Raw genomic sequence first — 19,214 nt, 5'->3', positions numbered from 1 at the left:
CCTGAAATACCTGCGAAAATCATGTATAATCTGAAGGTTTGTTTAAATATTGCCAACTATAGCCGGAGATGGACATGAAAGTTGTTGAAGTAAAGCACCCTCTTGTAAAACACAAAATTGGTCTAATGAGAGAAGGTGACATCAGCACAAAGCGTTTTCGTGAGTTAGCGACAGAAGTCGGTAGCCTACTTACTTACGAAGCGACAGCAGACTTTGAAACAGAGAAAGTAACCATTGAAGGTTGGAATGGTCCGGTAGAAGTTGACCAAATCAAAGGTAAAAAAGTAACAGTAGTGCCAATCCTACGTGCAGGTCTAGGTATGATGGATGGCGTTCTTGAGCACATGCCAAGCGCTCGTATCAGTGTTGTTGGTATTTACCGTGATGAAGAAACACTTGAGCCAGTACCTTATTTCAACAAGCTAGCGTCTAACATTGATGAGCGTATTGCTCTAGTTGTTGACCCAATGCTAGCAACTGGCGGTTCTATGATCGCAACTATCGACCTACTAAAAGAGAAAGGCTGTCAGTCAATTAAAGTTCTTGTTCTAGTTGCTGCTCCTGAAGGTATTGAAGCACTAGAAAAAGCGCACCCAGACGTTGAGCTTTACACTGCGGCAATCGATGAGAAGCTAAACGACAAAGGCTACATCGTTCCTGGTCTTGGTGATGCAGGTGATAAGATTTTCGGTACTAAGTAATTAGTTACTCCGAATAAAACAAAGGCTTGGTTTTCACCAAGCCTTTTTTGTTGCTGTTTATTTATTTAGAAAGGTTAAAGTGCGCCACTTAAAAGTCGCGCAGTCGAATTACTTCGCGCTTTCTTCTTCCATTTGAGCGTTATCAACCACGTGGTTTTCACCAAGGTCGTGTGGCAGCACTAGGTTAAGAAGGATTGCCACGATACCACATAGGCTTACACCTTGTAGGCTGAACTCGCCGATACCGAAAGCCATACCACCGATACCAAATACCAGTGTTACTGCAACGATCACTAGGTTACGAGATTTGTGTAGATCAACGTTGTTCTTAATCAGCGTATTCAAACCGACGGTTGCGATAGAACCGAACAGAAGAATCATGATGCCGCCCATTACTGGCACAGGAATGGTTTGCAGAATCGCACCTAGCTTACCTACCAGCGCAAGAACAATAGCGGTAATAGCAGCCCAAGTCATGATTACAGGGTTGAAAGCTTTGGTCAGCATTACCGCGCCTGTTACTTCACTGTAAGTAGTGTTTGGCGGCGCACCAACCATTGATGCTGCAATTGTCGCGATTCCGTCACCCGCGATAGTGCGGTGTAGGCCCGGTTTCTTCAGGTAGTTTTTACCCGTTACATTTGAGATAGCCAACATGTCACCCACGTGCTCTACCGCAGGAGCGATTGCAACTGGGATCATGAATAGAATCGCGTTGATGTTGAACTCAGGCATGGTGAAGTTGGGCATTGCAAGCCAAGCTGCTTGAGCCACAGGTGTAAAGTCAACCACACCGTAGAATAGGGATACTGAATAGCCCGCCAAAATACCACCCACGATAGGAACCAGTTTTAGGAACCCTTTTGCGAACACGCTAAGTGCAATCGTCGTTAGCAGCGAAACCGCAGAGATAATGACCGCAGCATCGCCATTTACTAACTGAACCGCACCGTCGCCCGTTTTACCTACCGCCATGTTAACTGCCGTTGGCGCAAGGCCAAGGCCGATAACCATGATCACGGGGCCAACTACAACCGGTGGCAAAATCTTATGGATAAACCCTACACCACGCACTTTGATCATCGCGCCAAGTGCAACGTAAACCAAACCTGCCGCCATCAAGCCACCCATAGTTGCACCAATACCCCAAGTTTGGATACCGAACATAATAGGAGCAATAAACGCAAAAGAAGAGGCAAGGAAGATTGGGACAGAACGTTTAGTGATTAATTGGAAGAGGAGAGTACCGACACCGGCACCAAAGAGGGCTACGTTTGGATCGAGACCAGTCAGAAGCGGCACGAGCACGAGAGCACCAAAAGCGACAAAGAGCATTTGAGCGCCTTGTAACGCATTTTTCATAATAATTCCCTATTTCAAAGATACGCAGACAAATCCGACGAATTCTATCATCCTGCAATCGTTTGCAACGTTGCTTAGATCAAACTTTCGAATGAATTTATCATCCAAACGAATGTTTTGAGAGTTGGTTGCTTGCAAAATGGACGATTTTACGAGTCCAAATTAAGCCATTCAAAGAACATCGATGTGCTGTGAGCTAATAAGCGCTCTTTAAAATGAAGCTTCAAGAGCAATGAATATCAGGTTTTATGTCTTTCAATATGCATCGATATGAGTTCATGTTGATGGGGTAACGTTAATTAATCACCTAGTGATGCAAAAAACGGCATTAACTTGGTCAAACTACAAACAATTCACTCAGTACGCGCCTTGCTCAAGGTTTGATAGTTGCTTATTATGCGGGTTCTTGTTTAGAGGATTATGAAAACTATGCGCTATTTAGCTCTCTTACTGATCGGTTGGTTGTCCCTGCCGGTGTATGCATTAACTCAGGTAGATATCTATCGTGCCGAAGTGGTTATCGACAGTGAGCAGAACGACGGTGAGTCTGCGGCTCGTGAACAAGGTATGAAAGATGTGATTGTTCGAGCGACTGGTTCTCAATCTTCTCTAAGCAACCCTGTTATCCAAAAGGCGCTGAGTTCTAGCTCTCGCTATATTTCTCAGCTTGGGAAAAGCCAAGTTGATGGTAAAGCAAGTCTTAAAATGTTGTTTAACAGTGGGCAAATTCAATCGCTTTTGACTCAAGCTCAGTTGCCTTCATGGTCACCGAATCGTGCCAATATTTTGGTTTGGCTGGTGGAAGAGCAAGATTACGACCGCGCAATTGCATGGGAACATTCTGATTCTGCCAACGTTGCTGCGTTGAAAAAAGCAACGGAAGCTCGTGGCCTTCCAATTACGATTCCTGTTGGGGATTTTGACGATGTCACGGGCGTAAACACGTCTGATCTTTGGGGCGGTTTCATTGAACCGATTAGCCAAGCCAGCCAGCGTTACCCAGCGGACGCGGTATTAATTATTCGTGCGCAAGGCGAGCAGATTCGTTGGACTTTGTATGACCAAGCGCCTGCAAAGATTATTGATGCGCAAACTTCTCCACGCAGCGGGTCGGCAACAGGTGCAGACGCTATTTCCGCAATGGTGGATGGTATTGCTGATTACTACGCAAGTAAAAACGCCGTTGTTGTCTCAGGCAAGTCTTCTAAAGCTGTGAACGTGAAAGTGTTAAATGTAACGTCTGCTGCTGATTTCTTCCGTTTAGAAAATGCACTTACCAAATTGAATTCAGTGGCGGGCACTGAAATCAAGCGTGTACAAGGCAGTGAGTTAACGCTGACTATTCATTTGCTTGCTTCACAACAAGCATTTGAGCAAGAGGCTTCGTCTATCTCACAATTGATGGAATTTGAAGATCCACTCGGTGACGTTGAAGAAGTGACGCCATCGGAAGATCAATCGGTAGAAACTCTACCTTCAGAGGCTCAAGCTGTAGAAGGGCAACCAAAAACGTTGGTTCAAGCCGTTGAGGAAACTGTGCCAGCAGCGCAAGTACAACAGCCTGTTGTGATTCCTCAAGTGCAAGATCAATACGATCTGATTTATGAGTGGAATTCTACTTCGCAAAGTTAATCCGCGTTTGGGCATAGAATAAAGAAAGAGTCGCAATTGCGACTCTTTTTGTTTTTGAATCAGAGAAGTTATTTATTGAACTTCGCTTTTTCTTCTTTTTCTACTTGTGACAAGCGTTTGAGTTTAAGGCCTAGCTCTTTTCCTCGAGCACGAGCAAATAAAATATTGCCAGCAAAACCAAGAGAGGTAAGCACCAGCTCAACCGCTGCCAACCACCGTTCACCACCGTCCACGTACAAGATAGTGAGGGCGTGCAAGAAATACAGCATCAAGACAAAGTTCGCCCATGCATGCGTGTAAGGTTTGCCCGCTAAGATGCCAGGTAAAGGTAGCAATAACGGAATACACCATGCAATCGCGAGTGTTGTGCTACTCAGATGAGGGTGAGGAGATAAAGCGAGTTGCCAAATCGCGACCCATGCTAATAAAGCTAAGTTGCCGAACAAAGCGAGGTAGCGATATGTTTTTGCTTGAGCACCAAGAGGTGGTTGTTCTTCGAAAGAGTCAGACATCGATTCTCTATCCTTGAATTGATACCAATTCTACTGATTATTAATACTGGTATTCGTGACAAGCTTTGAGCTTTAACGCTGCTGTTGCTAGTCGTTTACCTAATTGTTGTGCCAGGCGAGTCTCCTCCGCTGTGAGACTTGGTTCGTGTCCTACACTGCTGGCACCGTAGGGTGTGCCACCAGATTGGGTCGAATGCAGCTCTGGTTCAGCGTAAGGAATACCAAGTACCATCATCCCGTGATGCAGTAATGGCGTCATCATACTTTGAAGTGTGGTCTCCTGACCGCCATGCATCGAAGATGATGAGGTAAATACACAAGCTGGCTTATCGATTAAGTCACCGCTAACCCACAAAGGGGTGGTTTGATCCCAAAAGTGCTTTAAAGGCGCTGCCATATTGCCAAACCAAACGGGACTACCGAACGCTAGACCGTCGCACTTTTTCAGTTCCTCTAGAGTAACAATTGGATCGGAAGGGGTATGTGAGTGAGGTGACAATTCTTCAACTGTACGCAAAATTGCTTGGCATTGAGGAGTCGATTCGACTCCTCTTGCTATCTGTCTTGCCAGTTGTTTTGTTGAGCCATGACGGCTGAAGTACAAAATAAGGATCTGGCAATCCATTTATAGAATATCCAACACTTGCTCTGGTGGGCGACCAATTTTAGCTTTGCCGTTTGCTACAACAACTGGACGTTCGAACAATTTTGGGTTTTGCGCCATCGCTTCGAACAATTGTTCGTCACTTACTGATGCTTCGCCTAAACCAAGTTCTTTGTAAACGTCTTCTTTTGTACGCATCATTTCACGTACTGATGAGAAGCCGAGTTGAGCGTATAGCGCTTTTAGTTCATCCACATTTAGTGGCGTGTCTAGGTATTTTACGACTTCCGGTGTAACACCATTTTGCTCAAGTAACTCAAGAGTTTGACGGCTCTTTGAGCAACGTGGGTTGTGATAAATCACGACTGACATGGTTTTCTCCATTTCGTTATTGTAATGCCATGAATCGATCTCGTTGGATCATGAGTTGGTCGATACGAGCATCGTATCGCGCTTGTTCTAAGCTACCCAATTCGGCCATTTTACTTGCTTCACTGTAATATTGAATCGCTTTATTCCAGTTTGCTCTTAGTGCCAGAATTTCCGCGCGTGCTGCAAGCTCTTCATCACTACGTCCAAGGGCATGATAGCCTTTCGATAATAGTTGCCAGCCATTGCTATCTTCTGGGTTATCGTGTGTATAACGCTGAAGTGTACGCACCGCTTGATCATTTTGGTTTGCTTCAAGCAACGCGTTGGCGTAGTTAATTGTTAATACTTTGTTTTGAGGATTACGCTTTAGCGCGCTATTTAGTAACTCAACGGCTTTTTGTGGCTGTTTTTTCTCGATGTATAGATCGGTCATTGCATCTAAATAGAATGGGTTTCCCGGATCTTGCGCTAACAGTTTTTTCAAAATCGGTTCTGCTTGTGATAAGCGTTTGTTGTCCAGATGAACCAGCGCTCGGCCGTAATCAAATGACGGCATGATGTCCGCTGAAGCTTTCTTTTGAGTACGCTCAAACCAACCTAGTGCGGCTTGTCCGTCGATACCGGCATATCGCGCCACAATGCGTGCGCGCGCCAAATGGTAATCGATAGAAGGTGCAATGCGCATTGGGGGATAGGCTTGTGCACGTTGACGGCTATCTGCTACACGGTCTTCTGGTAAAGGGTGAGTCAGTAGCATTGGTGGCGGTTTACTCGCGTAGCGGTACTCATCAGCTAAACGTCCAAAGAAACGCGGCATTGCTTGCACATCAAATCCTGCTTTCGCCAAGGTTGCGATACCGAAGCGGTCGGCTTCTTTCTCGTTTGAGCGAGTGTAGTTGATTTGGCTTTGCATGTTGCCTGCTGTTGCGGCGGTAATCGCTGCCATGCCAGCTTCTGGTGAAGCAATCGAAAGTAACAATGCACCAGCAAGCGCGGCTAAAGTCGCTGGAGAGCGCCTTGCTTGGTCTTCCATACTGCGCGCTAGGTGGCGCTGTGTTACGTGCGCAATTTCGTGCGCGACAACGGATGCGAGTTCACTTTCGCTACGAGCATGAAGAAATAGCCCTGAGTGCAATGCAACGTAACCGCCAAAAAAGGCAAAGGCGTTGATATTACGATCACGAATCATGAAGAAGTGGAACGGCGTTTTTACATCGTTCGCATTAGCAACGAGGCGGTGTCCGAGGGAATCGATATATTCGTTGATGACCGGATCGTTGACGATAGGCTTACTGGCTCTGAGCATGCGCATGTACGCGTCGCCATAAATCAACTCTTGGTCTATAGAAAGCGTGCCGCCAGCTGCCGTACCAATATCAGGCAAGTCGATGCTATTGGCGTAAGTCGTTGGTGAACTGATTGCAGCAGCAAGGCACAAACAAACGAGCGAGCGAGTGCGTTTTAACATACGGTTTAAAGATTCTCCAAAATACCTAAGTACGTGGTTGGAGGTCGAGTACCTCACAACATCACCACTATACTTTATGGTCATCCTCTAGGATGAATAGGCTAGCACTAAGACCAAAAATAAATGAATTGGTTTCGTAAATTGTTTTATATCCGAGTCATTTCAGCATGCGGTTAAATCATGTCAGAAGTGCTAGCACCAGCTCAAAAAGCCGTTACAATACAACCCTATCATAAGTGCAGAGCAATACAATGGAATCCATGTTACTTGATTTGCGCGAGCAACGCTGCCCAATGGCGCTGTTACTTGCCAAGCGTCACGCTGCTGAGGTCTTTCAGGATGAAGAATCGCAGTATCATCACCTTGTCATTCAAGTGGTGGATAACAGCTCTAAACGAGACATTGTGAATTACCTTCGTACTCAAGGGTACGTGGTTGATTGCCAATCTACACCAGAGCACTACACATTGACTGTTTTCAATAAGGAATCCGCATAAGATGTTCGAAATGGTAAGTCGTTGGTATCAACGCCGCTTCTCAGATCCCCACGCAGTAAGCCTTGTCGCCATTTTGCTGTTTGGTTTTATCACCATTTACTTCTTTGGGCATTTGATTGCGCCATTGCTGGTGGCGATCGTATTGGCATATCTCCTAGAATGGCCAGTGGTTAAATTGTCTCGTATGGGTGTGCCTCGCACCTTATCAGTGATTATTGTTCTGCTGATTTTTATCAGCATCATGTTGATTGCCTTATTTGGTTTGGTTCCGACGATCTGGACTCAGGTTGGCAACTTAATCAACGATATTCCGAACATGTATAACGGGCTGCAAAAGTTCATCATGACGTTGCCTGAGCGCCATCCGGAACTGGCGAACCTACAAATTGTAGAAACCGTCGTGACCAACGCAAAAAACCAAGCACTAGGTTTGGGTGAAAGCGTGGTAAAAGGCTCACTTGCATCGTTAGTTAGTATTGCCACATTGGCGGTGTACTTGATTTTGGTGCCGCTGCTGATTTTCTTCCTACTTAAAGACAAAGAAGAAATGCTTAGAATGGCGAGCGGCATTTTGCCGAAAAACCGTAAGCTGGCGAACAAAGTTTGGCACGAGATGAACGAGCAAATCTCGAACTACATTCGCGGGAAAGTGCTGGAAATCTTGATTGTTGGTGGCGTGAGCTATGTAACATTCGCGATTCTAGACCTACGTTACTCCGCGCTCTTGGCCGTTGCTGTAGGCTTGTCGGTATTGATTCCATATATTGGTGCAGCTGCGGTAACCGTACCGGTTGCGATTGTTGGTTTGTTCCAATGGGGCATGACGCCACAATTCTACTGGTTGTTGGTGGCTTACGGCATCATCCAAGCGCTAGATGGTAATGTGCTTGTGCCAGTTCTATTTTCAGAAGCGGTTAACCTTCACCCGGTTGCGATTATTGTTGCGGTACTGGTGTTTGGCGGTTTATGGGGATTCTGGGGAGTCTTCTTTGCGATCCCATTAGCGACGTTAGTGAAAGCCGTTTGGAATGCGCTACCAAGCACCGAAGAGAGCGAACCCGTCCAAGAGTAACGCGTTCGACATTGAGCAAAGCTCCGTGATTATTCGATTGAATAAAAAGCCCAGCAATCAATGCTGGGCTTTTTCGATTCTTAGAACGTTAACTCTTAACGTATGACTCTAAACGAGCTCGTATTAGGCGTTTTCGTTTAGGTAGTTCAGAACCACTTCGTGGTGATCTTTCGTTTTGAACTTGTTGAATACGTGCTCAATCACGCCTTCTTCATTAATTAAGAAGCTGATGCGGTGAAGGCCATCGTAAACTTTGCCCATAAATTTCTTTTCGCCCCACACACCGAATTGTTCAGCAACAGCGTGATCTTCGTCAGACAGTAGCGTGAAGTTTAGCTCATCACGTTCAATGAACTTTCCTAGGCGCTTAACTGGGTCGATACTGACACCCAGAACAACCACGTTGTGCGCATCTAGTTCTGCTTTTACATCACGCAGGCCCTTTGCTTGCGTGGTACAGCCTGGAGTCATGGCTTTTGGGTAGAAATAGAAAAGGACTTTCTTGCCTTTAAAGTCATCAAGAGTAACAGTATTGCCGTCTTGGTCGAGCAAAGAGAAGGCTGGCGCTGGCGAGCCTGCTGTCAGCGTATTCATTATAATTTCCTTTACTTTATAGTGTGTTTTTAATGAAATTCAGAGAACCTTGTACGTTGAGCGACTTACAAAGTTCATCAAAATCTTCTTGTAATTGCATCAGGTTGCAATCGGCACTGACCGATGCGGTGATCGCAATATGAAATTGGTCAGCATCAAGCTGCAGTTTGGACTTGCTAATGGTTTGTGCGCTGAGCGAATCTAAGCCAATTTGCTGGTCTGCGAAGAACTGAGTAAATTTCTCTGTCAGTCCTGGGCGATCTTCAGATTCGATAAAGACTTCCATCGTGTAACTGTTGTCGAGCAGCTCGTGCGCAGACGTTCGCTTCATGATGGTGATTAGGTCATGCTCTTGCCCTAATAGTGGTAGCTGTGTTTCAACACGAGTGATGTGACTGGCATTTCCAGTCAGTAGCATGATCAGAGTAAATTCATTGCCAAAGATAGCGATGCGGCTATCAACGATGTTACAACCAGCTTGAGTCACGAGCTTAACCACTTGGTTACAAATGCCCGGACGATCCGTTCCAACTGCTGTAAGTACCAGATGTTGCTTCATAAATAAGCTTCTTGTCCTTTCTTCAATAGAGAGATGTTAGCACAGATATCGAAGAGAAATATCGAGTGAGTTCTTTTTTTAGTTCGTAGGATAATTGAGATTAAAAAAGGTGAAGTGCTAAGTAGTGAGTATGGGGTAGACTGGGAGACAGAAGGCCATCGAGCAGGGAAAATGCCGAAAATAAGTACAATATGAGCAGTGAAAACTTGGCGAGCCTCTATCAGTGGTTTATTTGGCGCTAAACTAGCCTTTTTATTCACTAAAACCTGACTTGATAAATGTCGCTAAAGCGTATATTTCTGAGCGTAACAATAGGCCGCAAAAATTCTTTGGTGAAGTTACCCGTGGCTTGTCGCCTAGATAATTAAAGGCTCATACCCAAGTCATTCTCACTAAAACAAGCCTTTCTGGGCCGCTTAGGCACAAAACCATATAACCAAGACGATTATCAAAATTGCTGGGAATAAGACCAAATTGCGCAATTAAGTTGCTAGACCTCTAACAACTGATAATTATTCATTCATTTGTACTTTGTAAGCGAGTTTACGCTCTTGTGTTTTTCAATCGCATTACAGTACCATGCAGAAAGAGTTAAATGAGGGAGATAAACATGTTTTCAGGAAGTATCGTAGCGCTGATTACACCATTCAAAGCAGATGGTGAAGTAGATTTCGACGGTCTACAAAAGCTAGTAGAGTACCACATCGAAGCGGGTACAGACGGTATTGTGGCAGTAGGCACGACAGGTGAGTCAGCGACACTGACCATTGAAGAGCATGTAAAGGTCGTTAATAAAACTGTTGAGTTTGCCAACGGTCGCATCCCTGTGATTGCCGGCACGGGTGCAAATGCAACCCACGAAGCCGTGACATTTAGCAAATTACTCGCGGATTCTGGTATCGCAGGTTTCTTGAGTGTGACGCCTTATTACAACAAACCAACACAAGAAGGTTTGTTCCAGCATTACAAAGCGATCGCAGAAGCGAGCGACGTACCTCTAATTTTGTACAATGTACCGGGTCGTACTGCCGTAGATCTGCAACCTGAGACAGTGGCACGCTTGTCAAAGCTTGATAATATCGTTGCTCTAAAAGATGCGACGGGCGATTTGAGCCGAATTGCACTTCACCGTGAACTTTGTGGCGAAGATTTTATCTTACTAAGTGGTGATGATGCGACGGGCTTGGAATTCGTGAAACTGGGCGGCAATGGTGTTATCTCGGTAACGAACAATATTGCAGCGAAAGACATGGCAGACATGTTCCATTTGGCAAGTGAAGGTAAATTCGAAGAGGCAGAAATCATTAACCAACGTTTGATGACTCTGCATAAAAACCTATTCGTTGAATCAAGCCCGATCCCAGTAAAATGGGCAGCGCATAAGCTGGGTTTGATTGAAGAAGGTGGCTTGCGTCTTCCTTTAACCGCACTTTCTGAAAAATCGCAGCCGATCGTGGAACAGGCGTTGACAGACGCAGGTATTTACTAGGATTGAAGTTCATACTGGGGGCGATTAAGCCCTCAGTGTTTTAGGAGTATAGATGAAGCTTTCAAGCCAGTTAGTGTTAAGTTCATTAGCTGTATTCGTATTGACTGCCTGTTCAGGTGGTGCCAACCAACGTCGTCAAGCAAAAGACGATTTCGAGTATTTGAACACACCAGCTCTAGAGGCATGGAACGTTCCGCAAGGAGCTCAACCTCAGTTCTACCCAAACTATGACATCCCTCAGGGCAGTTATGCGGGTGGCTTAGGGAAGTCGGTTGATATCCGTCCACCTCAGCAAGTACTTGAGTTGATTCCTGGTGCGCGCCTAGATCGCAGTAGTAACGGTGAAGTGACACTTTGGCTATTGCGCAAAGATGAGCTAGATAAAGTTTGGCAAACTGTGCAAGGCATGGTTGAAGCAAGAAAAATTCCAGTGGAAAGCCAAACCGATTCTCGAATCGAGACAGGTTGGGTAACGTGGAACTCTCCTGACGAAGAGCTAGAAATTGGTAGCCGATACGAGATCTCTCGTGCAGAAGCAAATGGCCGACACGGTTTCAAAGTGAGCTTAATTGACTGGCGTGAAGGCGATCAAGTTAAGGAAGTGACTGCGACTAACCGCGAGCGTTACAACGTGTTCATGACTAACTTAGTAACGGCTCGTTACGATCAAGAAGTTCGTGAAGAAGCGCAGCGTAAAGCTCAAGAGTTGGTGAAACAGATTCCTGTCACGATGGGCAAAGACCGCAGTGGTCTGCCTGTTATCATCGCTCGTGCGCAATACAATGTATTGTGGCAGCGTTTACCGAACATTTTACCTAAGATGGGTTTCACGATTGAAGAGCGCAGCCAGTCACAAGGTACGGTAACAGCGAAGTATGCATCTCCAGATGATGAATTCTGGAATGAAATTGGCGTGAAACCAGTCGACCTAAAAGCAGGTAAATACACCTTCTTGCTAGGGGACTTGGGCAACCGAACTTCTATTAACATTACCGATTCATCAGGCAAACCTGTTGATGAAGAGTTCTTGAAATCTCTAGTGCCAGTTCTTGGTGCGGTGGTGAAAGAGTAAGTTAGATAGTTGAAGTAAAAAGGGACCATTCGGTCCCTTTTTTGATCGTTTTTCGTTGCTCGGAGCATAGTCCAAGTCACAGCATTCAGACGCTTAACTCAATTAGCAAGAGCGACTAGAAAGCCGCTTATTTTTGTTCGTGTTTGTTACTTTCATCGTCGCCGTAACGTTCTTTATCTAGTTCGTTTAGACGATCCAAATCGTTCTTGCGACCTTTATCCATCTGGTTGAACTTCATTTTGGCGGTGTACTTCAGAGCGGCAATGTTCCCGATGATCACACTCAAGACCACAATGATGATCACCCAAGGGTTGGTAAGAAATTCGATCATAACGCCTCCGGTGGTGGGGTGATATTGCGAATATAGGTAGATAAGATGCTATCTAAATTATTCAGTATCGATTCTAACCCTGCAATGTTGTGTTGTTGATTTTGTCGAACCAGCTCATCTTTTAGCATTTCGGCGTTCAGTTGAGCAGCACATTGTTGACCGATGGCTTTGTGGCTAATGTGCCAAGGTTCAATGGCGACGCCACCTAAATCTTGCAGATAGGGGAAGAAAAAGCCGAACTCATCAATGTGATCTTTTAACCAACAATAAAACGCCAGCTGATGACCTTCTAGATATTCCCAAGGTTCCAATTGCAGCTTGGTGTCTGGTGGAAGTAAGTTGCGAGCATACACATCGAAATCACACCCCCAATGATGACGACTTCCTCCTGGCAATGCCGACCAGCGAAGAATGGCCTTTAGTTTTTCTTCGTCACTTAACGCAGTCTTATTTAAAGGCTGCGAGTTCGAATCCAAAATCGGCAACTCGCCTTCGTACTTCCCATTCCAAATTGCGCGCTGGCGAGAAAAGTCTCGAAAGCCACTGGCAATTTCCATTTTAAATCCCGCTTTTGTTGCTGCTTCGATCATATTGAGCAGATCGTTCGCGACATCGGGATGCATTAAAAAAGCCTTCTGACCAACCATGGTTGATTGAAGGTGAGAATCGGTCGTTCCGGTGAGTTGCGCAGGAGTCATGGTATGCTCATCAATGGGTTAACTACGTGCGATTACTTCGCGAGTAGGTGTTTTAAGGTGTTTTCGTACATGTCAGTCAACTTCTCAAGATCGTCCACTTTTACGCATTCGTTCACTTTGTGAATCGTGGCATTGACAGGTCCAAGCTCAACAACTTGACCGCCCATGCGAGCAATGAAACGTCCGTCTGACGTACCACCCGTTGTGAGTAGCGCAGGTTTGGTGTTGTTCACTTCCGCTACGGCAGCGACCACAGCATCAAGTAGAGCACCCGTGTCTGTTAAGAACGGGTCGCCGTTGAATGTCCAGTGTAGATCGTAGTTGAGATCATGCTTATCCAGTGTTTCTGTTACGCGCTGGACGATAGTGTCATTGTTCAGTTCGGTGCTAAAACGTAGGTTGAATTGAACGTTGAACTCGCCAGGAATCACGTTGGAAGCCCCTGTACCCGCAGATACATTGGGAATCTGGAAGCTTGTTGGCGGGAAGTAATCATTGCCTTTATCCCACTCTGTTGTTGCCAGTTCGTGGATGGCAAGTAGCGATGCGTGAACAGGGTTATTAGCGAGGTGAGGGTAGGCCACGTGGCCTTGTGTGCCTTTTACGGTTAGGTCTCCGGTAATCGAACCACGGCGACCATTTTTCACAACATCACCCACAATTTCTGTACTAGAAGGCTCACCAACGATGCACATGTCGATGTTCTCACCACGTTCCATCAGCGCTTCTACGACGCGAACGGTACCGTTAATGAAAGGACCTTCTTCATCAGAAGTGATCAAAAAGCCAATCGAGCCTTTGTGATCTGGGTGCTCGGCAATGAAGCGTTCAACGGCCACTACCATCGCCGCCAAAGAGCCTTTCATATCGGCCGCACCGCGACCATGAAGGTAACCATCAATGATGGTTGGCTCAAACGGTGGTGTATCCCATTGTTCTAGCTTGCCTGCGGGTACAACGTCTGTGTGACCTGCAAAAGCAAACAATGGTGCTTCGTTACCGCGACGCGCCCAAAAGTTGGTGGTGTCTTCAAACACCATAACTTCAATTTCAAAACCGAGCGCTTTTAAACGTTCGATCATTAGGTCCTGACAACCTGCATCTTCAGGTGTTACGGACTGGCGGCTGATCAGGTCTTTTGCAAGTGTCAGTACTGGACTGTCTGTCATCCTTGAGTCTTCCTTACATTTATGAATTAAAAATCGTAGCGTATTGGTCTGCTTTGAAGCCGATATGGAGTTGGCCGTCTACGTTCAGAATTGGGCGCTTAATCATCGCTGGGTTGTCAACCAGCAGCGCAATAGCATTTTCTTCGTTAAGCGTGTCTTTTTGTTCTTGAGTCAGTTGGCGGAATGTGGTGCCACGTTTGTTGAGAACTTGTTCCCAGCCTAGCGCCTGACAAAATTCAGTCACCATTTGAGCATCAATACCTTGTTTGCGGTAGTCGTGAAAATCAAACGTAATGTTTTCAGCTTCCAACCATTTCTTTGCTTTTTTGATGGTGTCGCAGTTTGGAATGCCGAACATGGTAATTGTCATAATGTTTCCTTTTTTATTCTGTTTTTACTCTCTAGAGCGCAACGCGCTTTGGGGAGGTATTTCTTGGCTGATTCAGCATCCTATCAAGAAGCAATCAAACTGACAAAACGCTGTGGAGAATAATTTTCATATAGAAGTGGATAACTGGTCTCACATGCCAAAACAGAACTTAATTTGGCATAAAGCGGATAAAAAAACGCCTAAATCAAGTGGAAAAGTCGAGTTATTGATCAAACGCAACATCTTACTTGGCAAAAACGAAATAATGATTCAGCACAATTTTAGGAGGTGTCAATGGAATTGAGTCCTGTTTTTGCAAGGCGGCTATATTTGGCCTTGTTGGTGGAAAACCTAGAAAGGCCGAATGTGCCAAAGTTGATCGAAAAAACGGGGTGGCCTCGTCGTACAATTCAAGATGTACTAAAGGCATTACCGGGGATCGGCATTGAACTCATATTCGTTCAAGATGGCCGACGTCATAATGACGGCTATTACCAACTTTCGGATTGGGGACCTTTTGATAGCCAATGGGTTTTAGATCGGGAGAGAGATATCGCTAGCAGTCTTGGATTTCGTGCATAAGCCAGCAATCGCTGGCTTTTTTCATATCTAGGCGTCACTCATTGCAGAGGTAAGCAGAACCCAGCACGCTAAATGAGGTGATGAAATCTTGCGGAGAAACCATGAACACAGTGTCCGCGTCAATGGCCGCAGCATTGTTTTTTAAATCATTCATCGCCCCTTGCATCATCGCGTCATTGGTCATGAAAATGTAGTTATACCAATGGCCCTCGCTTCCAGTGACTTCACCTTTGTATTCGCATCGCTCAGGGTTGAACTGACCGTCAATGCGAATATGAACATCTTGGCTTTGAGCATGAATCACGTGAGAAGGCATCGTACACCCAGCGAGAAGTACGACAAAAAATCCAAGTAATACCTGTTTCATCCGTTATTTACCCAACATAATGTAAGCCGCAAAGCCAATCCAACTTAACGCAAGTAGCGCCCAAGGCAGCTTACTTGAGAAGTGGTTTGGCGAATCATCCGTGATGTTATCTGACTCGATAACATCTTCTTCATGTTGGCGCAGCTTTTCACGCTGCTGTTTTTTCTTTGCTTTATCTGCTTGACGATTTCGCTCTTTTTGCTGTTTTTTGTATTGAGCGATGCCTTTTTCGATACCTTGAGCAATCAGTTTGGTTTGTTCTTTCGTTTGACCCGGTTTCTGTGTCGCTTTTGCGATCTTCATGGCTTCGGTTTGAGTTTCTAGAGAAGGAACTGGGGTTGCAGGGGTTCTTTTTTTCATGTTTCTCATCGACGTCACTGTAAATCTGCGTTTAGTTTACCTGCGTAAGATGATGAAATGAACTTTAGTTCTCATCTTTGCTTGCTTGCAACTCTGAATCGATCGGTTAAAGTGGCGTTTTTATGAAACTAAGAAGACGATATTGTGCGCTACTCATTTGACCAATATGACGCTCATGGATTTTTGAAAGCGCCTATTCTTGTTTGGCTAGGATGGATGTTTCTGGCTCGCTCTTGGGTGGTTTTTGCAATGGCGGGTGTCAGCCGAGAAAGCGGCAGCAAGCTTTTGTCCATTGTCTATCCTGATTCCAGCACGTTGTATTTAGGTTTGTCGATTGGTATTCCAAGCCTGTTATTGATGTGGCTGATGGGATTGCGTCACCCAGATCGTGGTTGGGTAAATCAAATAACGCGATATGGCCGTGAGATGACTTTGATCTTGTGCGGTATTCAACTCGCTCAGACCATGTATCATGTGTACCTAGAACATGGTGTATTCAATTGGGCAAATGCTCTAACCATCACCTTATTAACTTGGTTTATGATCTATCTTCTCAACGGAAGATGGGTAAAAGACTGTTTTAACGTGCCACAGCTTGAGCACGATGCGAAACAGCCTTCAAAAAATTAAAAACAATAATTTCCCGCAATGGGGCAAAGTATAGAGGATACCTCAATGTCACAAGCTCAAACGGCGATCGTGCCAGAAGCAGGGCCATTTGCACTGTACACTCAACTAAAAGTGAACCAAAACCGTGAAAACGTATTGGCGAAACTGAAAGCGCTTCCTGAGCTGGTTAAAGACTTAAACAACAGTCAACCGGGCGCTAATCTGACGATTTCCATCGCATTCACCAAATCATTCTGGCAGCACCTAAATATTGACGCACCAGAAGAGCTGATTGATTTTCCACAACTTGGTGAAGGCGACATTATTGCGCCAACAACAGATGTTGATGTGCTTATTCACTGCCACTCTACTCGCCACGATTTGCACTTTTACGTACTGCGCAAATTCCTAACCGATATCGCAGAAGATGTGACGGTCGTGGATGAAACGTACGGCTACCGCTACCTAGATGCACGTGACATGACGGACTTTATCGACGGCACAGAAAACCCGAAAGGGGACGCTCGCGCTGACGTAGCATTGGTAAAAGATGGCCCATATGCTGGTGGCAGCTATGTTATGGTTCAACGTTTTGAGCACAACTTGCCAGCTTGGAATCGCCTAAATATCAAAGCTCAAGAGAAAGTGATTGGTCGTACCAAACCCGATTCAGTCGAGCTAGAAGACGTACCGGCAGCATCTCACGTTGGTCGAGTTGATATTAAAGAAGAAGGCAAAGGTTTGAAGATTGTTCGTCATAGCTTGCCATACGGCACAGTGACTGGCGCGCACGGTCTGTTGTTCATCTCTTACTGCAATACCCTTCACAATATCAAAGTGATGCTAGAGAGCATGTACGGTGTAACCGACGGTAAAACAGACCAACTGCTTCGCTTCACTAAAGCAGTAACAGGCGCTTACTTCTTCGCTCCTTCACAAGAAATGCTAGCAGAACTGGCCATTAAGTAATTAATAGTTAACAGCTTCCAAAGCCCTCCATTCGGAGGGTTTTTTGTTTTCTATTCTCTCATTCCAATCTCTTTTCAAAAAACGCTAAATCTTTCTGTTGCTTGGTCGATAAGTACCCAAAGCCTTAATTTATTTGGAGTCTGTGTCTCTTGGCTATCACCGTTAATACCAATGTTGCAGCACTTGTCGCACAACGTCATTTGACCAGTGCAACGGATATGCTGAATCAATCCATGGAGCGTTTGTCTTCAGGGAAGCGTATTAACAGCGCAAAAGATGACGCGGCAGGCCTGCAAATCTCCAATCGTCTGCAATCACAAATGCGTGGTTTGGATGTGGCGGTTCGTAACGCTAATGATGGCATCTCTATCATGCAAACCGCAGAAGGCGCGATGAATGAGGTGACGAACATCATGCAACGTATGCGTGATTTGTCGCTTCAATCGGCTAATGGCTCAAACAGCCAAGCCGAGCGTACGGCGTTGCAAGAAGAAGTCACCGCGCTAAACGATGAGTTAAACCGCATTGCGGAAACCACATCTTTTGGTGGACGCAAACTGTTGAATGGCACATTCGGCAAATCGTCTTTTCAAATCGGTGCAGCTTCTGGTGAAGCCGTACAGATTGAGTTGAAATCGATGCGCACTGACGGGTTGGACATGGGGGGCTTTAGTTATGTCGCTCAAGGGCGTGCTGATTCTGATTGGCAGGTAAAAGAGAACGCCAATGATCTGACGATGTCTTTCACCAACCGTTCTGGCGAGACGGAAAAAATCCAAATCAATGCCAAAGCTGGTGATGATATTGAAGAACTCGCGACCTACATTAATGGCCAAACCGACAAAGTGACGGCTTCTGTTAATGAAAAAGGTCAGTTACAGATCTTTATGGCAGGAGAAGAAACCGCCGGAACGATTTCATTCTCAGGAGATCTTGCGAGTGAGCTTGGGATGTCGTTGAAAGGTTATGATGCGGTCAATAACCTGAACATCACAACCGTTGGTGGGGCGCAGCAAGCTGTCGCTGTACTAGATACGGCGATGAAATTTGTCGATAGCCAACGTGCCGAGTTAGGTGCATATCAAAATCGCTTCAATCATGCGATCAATAATCTAGATAACATCCACGAAAATTTAGCGGCATCGAACAGTCGTATTCAAGATACTGATTACGCCAAAGAAACCACGCAAATGGTGAAGCAGCAGATCTTGCAACAAGTCAGTACCACTATTTTAGCCCAAGCTAAACAGGCGCCAAACCTCGCACTTACCTTGCTTGGTTAGGCGATTTGGATTCTTAATTTCAACGCAAAATCAGGTTGTATCGACAGCTCGAAAAGAAGCTTTAGCGAAAAATTGAAGTTTTTTTGCTTTTTTATCTGCTTCATCACGATTCCCTTTCCAAACGAACTTTTTTCAAAAAAATCCAAAAAATTCCCTAAAGAAATCAGGTTGAGCGCCGTTAATAAAAGTAACTTTGAGAGAACTACTTGGTTTTCCGAGACGTCGGAAACCGCTACATCGGAAAATCAATTGGAGAAATCACCATGGCAGTGAATGTAAACACTAACGTATCAGCGATGACCGCTCAGCGTTACCTAAACAACGCAAACTCAGCACAACAAACCTCAATGGAGCGTTTGTCTTCAGGTTTCAAAATCAACAGCGCAAAAGATGACGCTGCGGGTCTACAAATCTCGAACCGTTTGAACGTACAAAGCCGTGGCCTGGATGTGGCTGTTCGCAACGCGAACGACGGTATCTCTATTGCACAAACTGCTGAAGGTGCAATGAACGAGACCACCAACATCCTACAACGTATGCGT

General features: G+C 45.4%; 23 protein-coding genes and 1 pseudogene. 11 read left to right on the top strand and 13 right to left on the bottom strand.

Features of this window, described 5'->3' with window-relative positions; all coding sequences use genetic code 11:
- Window positions 1–74: 74 nt before the first annotated feature.
- Window positions 75–701 (top strand): uracil phosphoribosyltransferase, encoded by a 627-nt coding sequence (gene upp / locus ACF8EG_RS05870; RefSeq protein WP_005457783.1) that lies wholly within the window; start codon window positions 75–77, stop codon window positions 699–701.
- A gap of 108 nt (window positions 702–809) precedes the next feature.
- Here upp and ACF8EG_RS05865 read toward each other — a convergent pair whose 3' ends face one another.
- On the bottom strand, window positions 810–2,063 hold the full coding sequence (locus ACF8EG_RS05865) for a uracil-xanthine permease family protein (protein WP_005457676.1): 1,254 nt from the start codon (window positions 2,061–2,063) through the stop codon (window positions 810–812).
- Between the two features lie 429 nt (window positions 2,064–2,492).
- Between ACF8EG_RS05865 and ACF8EG_RS05860 the strand changes: the two genes are divergently transcribed.
- On the top strand, window positions 2,493–3,695 hold the full coding sequence (locus tag ACF8EG_RS05860) for a DUF2066 domain-containing protein (RefSeq protein ID WP_025795078.1): 1,203 nt from the start codon (window positions 2,493–2,495) through the stop codon (window positions 3,693–3,695).
- A 68-nt stretch (window positions 3,696–3,763) separates the two neighbouring features.
- Here the strand turns inward: ACF8EG_RS05860 and ACF8EG_RS05855 are convergent, their stop codons facing one another.
- Genes ACF8EG_RS05855 through ACF8EG_RS05840 form a run of 4 tightly spaced genes read right to left on the bottom strand, consistent with a single transcriptional unit; the run spans window position 3,764 to window position 6,651 of the window.
- Window positions 3,764–4,207 (bottom strand): DUF2069 domain-containing protein, encoded by a 444-nt coding sequence (locus ACF8EG_RS05855; protein ID WP_005457718.1) that lies wholly within the window; start codon window positions 4,205–4,207, stop codon window positions 3,764–3,766.
- A 40-nt stretch (window positions 4,208–4,247) separates the two neighbouring features.
- A complete protein-coding gene (gene wrbA / locus ACF8EG_RS05850; protein WP_025795076.1) occupies window positions 4,248–4,832 on the bottom strand; it encodes an NAD(P)H:quinone oxidoreductase in 585 nt (194 codons plus the stop codon).
- On the bottom strand, window positions 4,833–5,183 hold the full coding sequence (arsC, locus tag ACF8EG_RS05845; RefSeq protein ID WP_005457719.1) for an arsenate reductase (glutaredoxin): 351 nt from the start codon (window positions 5,181–5,183) through the stop codon (window positions 4,833–4,835).
- Between the two features lie 16 nt (window positions 5,184–5,199).
- Window positions 5,200–6,651, bottom strand: coding sequence for a M48 family metallopeptidase (locus ACF8EG_RS05840; RefSeq protein WP_005457720.1), 1,452 nt, complete (start codon window positions 6,649–6,651; stop codon window positions 5,200–5,202).
- 260 nt (window positions 6,652–6,911) lie between these two features.
- Between ACF8EG_RS05840 and ACF8EG_RS05835 the strand changes: the two genes are divergently transcribed.
- Together ACF8EG_RS05835 and ACF8EG_RS05830 are read left to right on the top strand one after the other, a co-directional pair.
- Window positions 6,912–7,148 carry a sulfurtransferase TusA family protein gene (locus ACF8EG_RS05835; protein WP_023624344.1) on the top strand — a complete coding sequence of 79 codons (237 nt, stop codon included), beginning with the start codon at window positions 6,912–6,914 and terminating at the stop codon, window positions 7,146–7,148.
- Window position 7,149: 1 nt separating this feature from the next.
- Window positions 7,150–8,220, top strand: coding sequence for an AI-2E family transporter (locus ACF8EG_RS05830; RefSeq protein WP_025795075.1), 1,071 nt, complete (start codon window positions 7,150–7,152; stop codon window positions 8,218–8,220).
- A gap of 123 nt (window positions 8,221–8,343) precedes the next feature.
- On the opposite strand, the gene bcp is transcribed toward ACF8EG_RS05830, so the two are convergent.
- Window positions 8,344–8,814 (bottom strand): thioredoxin-dependent thiol peroxidase, encoded by a 471-nt coding sequence (gene bcp, locus ACF8EG_RS05825; RefSeq protein WP_005481097.1) that lies wholly within the window; start codon window positions 8,812–8,814, stop codon window positions 8,344–8,346.
- A gap of 16 nt (window positions 8,815–8,830) precedes the next feature.
- Window positions 8,831–9,373 carry a glycine cleavage system protein R gene (locus tag ACF8EG_RS05820; protein ID WP_005465166.1) on the bottom strand — a complete coding sequence of 181 codons (543 nt, stop codon included), beginning with the start codon at window positions 9,371–9,373 and terminating at the stop codon, window positions 8,831–8,833.
- 610 nt (window positions 9,374–9,983) lie between these two features.
- Here ACF8EG_RS05820 and dapA point away from each other — a divergent pair.
- Entirely contained in the window at window positions 9,984–10,862 is an 879-nt protein-coding gene (dapA, locus tag ACF8EG_RS05815) for a 4-hydroxy-tetrahydrodipicolinate synthase (RefSeq protein ID WP_005457716.1), read from the top strand.
- Between the two features lie 52 nt (window positions 10,863–10,914).
- A complete protein-coding gene (gene bamC / locus ACF8EG_RS05810; RefSeq protein ID WP_025795074.1) occupies window positions 10,915–11,934 on the top strand; it encodes an outer membrane protein assembly factor BamC in 1,020 nt (339 codons plus the stop codon).
- A gap of 127 nt (window positions 11,935–12,061) precedes the next feature.
- Here bamC and ACF8EG_RS05805 read toward each other — a convergent pair whose 3' ends face one another.
- From ACF8EG_RS05805 to ACF8EG_RS05790, 4 genes are read right to left on the bottom strand one after another with little or no spacing between them, the layout of a single operon-like run.
- Window positions 12,062–12,265 (bottom strand): DUF2897 family protein, encoded by a 204-nt coding sequence (locus tag ACF8EG_RS05805; RefSeq protein WP_005494327.1) that lies wholly within the window; start codon window positions 12,263–12,265, stop codon window positions 12,062–12,064.
- On the bottom strand, window positions 12,262–12,963 hold the full coding sequence (locus ACF8EG_RS05800) for a M15 family metallopeptidase (RefSeq protein WP_020838652.1): 702 nt from the start codon (window positions 12,961–12,963) through the stop codon (window positions 12,262–12,264). Before ACF8EG_RS05800 ends, ACF8EG_RS05805 begins: the two co-directional genes overlap by 4 nt.
- A gap of 32 nt (window positions 12,964–12,995) precedes the next feature.
- Window positions 12,996–14,132 (bottom strand): succinyl-diaminopimelate desuccinylase, encoded by a 1,137-nt coding sequence (gene dapE / locus ACF8EG_RS05795; RefSeq protein ID WP_029829377.1) that lies wholly within the window; start codon window positions 14,130–14,132, stop codon window positions 12,996–12,998.
- A 19-nt stretch (window positions 14,133–14,151) separates the two neighbouring features.
- Window positions 14,152–14,502, bottom strand: coding sequence for an ArsC family reductase (locus tag ACF8EG_RS05790; protein WP_043038160.1), 351 nt, complete (start codon window positions 14,500–14,502; stop codon window positions 14,152–14,154).
- 294 nt (window positions 14,503–14,796) lie between these two features.
- Between ACF8EG_RS05790 and ACF8EG_RS05785 the strand changes: the two genes are divergently transcribed.
- A complete protein-coding gene (locus tag ACF8EG_RS05785) occupies window positions 14,797–15,084 on the top strand; it encodes a helix-turn-helix domain-containing protein (protein WP_005494336.1) in 288 nt (95 codons plus the stop codon).
- Between the two features lie 34 nt (window positions 15,085–15,118).
- On the opposite strand, the gene ACF8EG_RS05780 is transcribed toward ACF8EG_RS05785, so the two are convergent.
- A complete protein-coding gene (locus ACF8EG_RS05780) occupies window positions 15,119–15,451 on the bottom strand; it encodes a DUF4156 domain-containing protein (RefSeq protein WP_069507344.1) in 333 nt (110 codons plus the stop codon).
- A gap of 3 nt (window positions 15,452–15,454) precedes the next feature.
- Window positions 15,455–15,811 (bottom strand): DUF2956 domain-containing protein, encoded by a 357-nt coding sequence (locus ACF8EG_RS05775; protein ID WP_020838654.1) that lies wholly within the window; start codon window positions 15,809–15,811, stop codon window positions 15,455–15,457.
- A gap of 144 nt (window positions 15,812–15,955) precedes the next feature.
- On the opposite strand from ACF8EG_RS05775, the gene ACF8EG_RS05770 reads away from it, so the two are divergent.
- From ACF8EG_RS05770 to ACF8EG_RS05755, 4 genes and pseudogenes are all read left to right on the top strand, one after another.
- Window positions 15,956–16,441 carry a DUF2919 domain-containing protein gene (locus ACF8EG_RS05770; protein ID WP_005484554.1) on the top strand — a complete coding sequence of 162 codons (486 nt, stop codon included), beginning with the start codon at window positions 15,956–15,958 and terminating at the stop codon, window positions 16,439–16,441.
- A gap of 45 nt (window positions 16,442–16,486) precedes the next feature.
- A complete protein-coding gene (locus ACF8EG_RS05765) occupies window positions 16,487–17,389 on the top strand; it encodes a Dyp-type peroxidase (RefSeq protein ID WP_005457759.1) in 903 nt (300 codons plus the stop codon).
- Window positions 17,390–17,538: 149 nt separating this feature from the next.
- Entirely contained in the window at window positions 17,539–18,672 is a 1,134-nt protein-coding gene (locus ACF8EG_RS05760; protein ID WP_020841156.1) for a flagellin, read from the top strand.
- 263 nt (window positions 18,673–18,935) lie between these two features.
- Window positions 18,936–19,214, top strand: a pseudogene (locus tag ACF8EG_RS05755) (flagellin); the annotation flags it as partial.

This window comes from Vibrio sp. YQ_11 (assembly GCF_043103065.1).
Taxonomy (GTDB): Bacteria; Pseudomonadota; Gammaproteobacteria; order Enterobacterales; family Vibrionaceae; genus Vibrio; species Vibrio parahaemolyticus.
The sequence above is the reverse complement of the archived record's forward strand: the minus strand, read 5'-3'. Positions and strand labels throughout refer to the sequence as shown.

Excerpts from the sequence above, each read along its gene's own strand:
- ACF8EG_RS05780 (WP_069507344.1), bottom strand. The coding sequence starts at position 15,451 with ATGAAACAGGTATTACTTGGATTTTTTGTCGTACTTCTCGCTGGGTGT.
- ACF8EG_RS05820 (WP_005465166.1), bottom strand. The coding sequence starts at position 9,373 with ATGAAGCAACATCTGGTACTTACAGCAGTTGGAACGGATCGTCCGGGC.
- ACF8EG_RS05785 (WP_005494336.1), top strand. The coding sequence starts at position 14,797 with ATGGAATTGAGTCCTGTTTTTGCAAGGCGGCTATATTTGGCCTTGTTG.
- ACF8EG_RS05775 (WP_020838654.1), bottom strand. The coding sequence starts at position 15,811 with ATGAAAAAAAGAACCCCTGCAACCCCAGTTCCTTCTCTAGAAACTCAA.
- arsC (WP_005457719.1), bottom strand. The coding sequence starts at position 5,183 with ATGTCAGTCGTGATTTATCACAACCCACGTTGCTCAAAGAGCCGTCAA.
- ACF8EG_RS05860 (WP_025795078.1), top strand. The coding sequence starts at position 2,493 with ATGCGCTATTTAGCTCTCTTACTGATCGGTTGGTTGTCCCTGCCGGTG.
- ACF8EG_RS05765 (WP_005457759.1), top strand. The coding sequence starts at position 16,487 with ATGTCACAAGCTCAAACGGCGATCGTGCCAGAAGCAGGGCCATTTGCA.
- dapE (WP_029829377.1), bottom strand. The coding sequence starts at position 14,132 with ATGACAGACAGTCCAGTACTGACACTTGCAAAAGACCTGATCAGCCGC.
- ACF8EG_RS05855 (WP_005457718.1), bottom strand. The coding sequence starts at position 4,207 with ATGTCTGACTCTTTCGAAGAACAACCACCTCTTGGTGCTCAAGCAAAA.
- wrbA (WP_025795076.1), bottom strand. The coding sequence starts at position 4,832 with ATGGATTGCCAGATCCTTATTTTGTACTTCAGCCGTCATGGCTCAACA.
- bamC (WP_025795074.1), top strand. The coding sequence starts at position 10,915 with ATGAAGCTTTCAAGCCAGTTAGTGTTAAGTTCATTAGCTGTATTCGTA.
- dapA (WP_005457716.1), top strand. The coding sequence starts at position 9,984 with ATGTTTTCAGGAAGTATCGTAGCGCTGATTACACCATTCAAAGCAGAT.
- ACF8EG_RS05835 (WP_023624344.1), top strand. The coding sequence starts at position 6,912 with ATGTTACTTGATTTGCGCGAGCAACGCTGCCCAATGGCGCTGTTACTT.
- ACF8EG_RS05800 (WP_020838652.1), bottom strand. The coding sequence starts at position 12,963 with ATGACTCCTGCGCAACTCACCGGAACGACCGATTCTCACCTTCAATCA.
- ACF8EG_RS05790 (WP_043038160.1), bottom strand. The coding sequence starts at position 14,502 with ATGACAATTACCATGTTCGGCATTCCAAACTGCGACACCATCAAAAAA.
- ACF8EG_RS05805 (WP_005494327.1), bottom strand. The coding sequence starts at position 12,265 with ATGATCGAATTTCTTACCAACCCTTGGGTGATCATCATTGTGGTCTTG.
- bcp (WP_005481097.1), bottom strand. The coding sequence starts at position 8,814 with ATGAATACGCTGACAGCAGGCTCGCCAGCGCCAGCCTTCTCTTTGCTC.
- ACF8EG_RS05840 (WP_005457720.1), bottom strand. The coding sequence starts at position 6,651 with ATGTTAAAACGCACTCGCTCGCTCGTTTGTTTGTGCCTTGCTGCTGCA.
- ACF8EG_RS05865 (WP_005457676.1), bottom strand. The coding sequence starts at position 2,063 with ATGAAAAATGCGTTACAAGGCGCTCAAATGCTCTTTGTCGCTTTTGGT.
- ACF8EG_RS05830 (WP_025795075.1), top strand. The coding sequence starts at position 7,150 with ATGTTCGAAATGGTAAGTCGTTGGTATCAACGCCGCTTCTCAGATCCC.
- upp (WP_005457783.1), top strand. The coding sequence starts at position 75 with ATGAAAGTTGTTGAAGTAAAGCACCCTCTTGTAAAACACAAAATTGGT.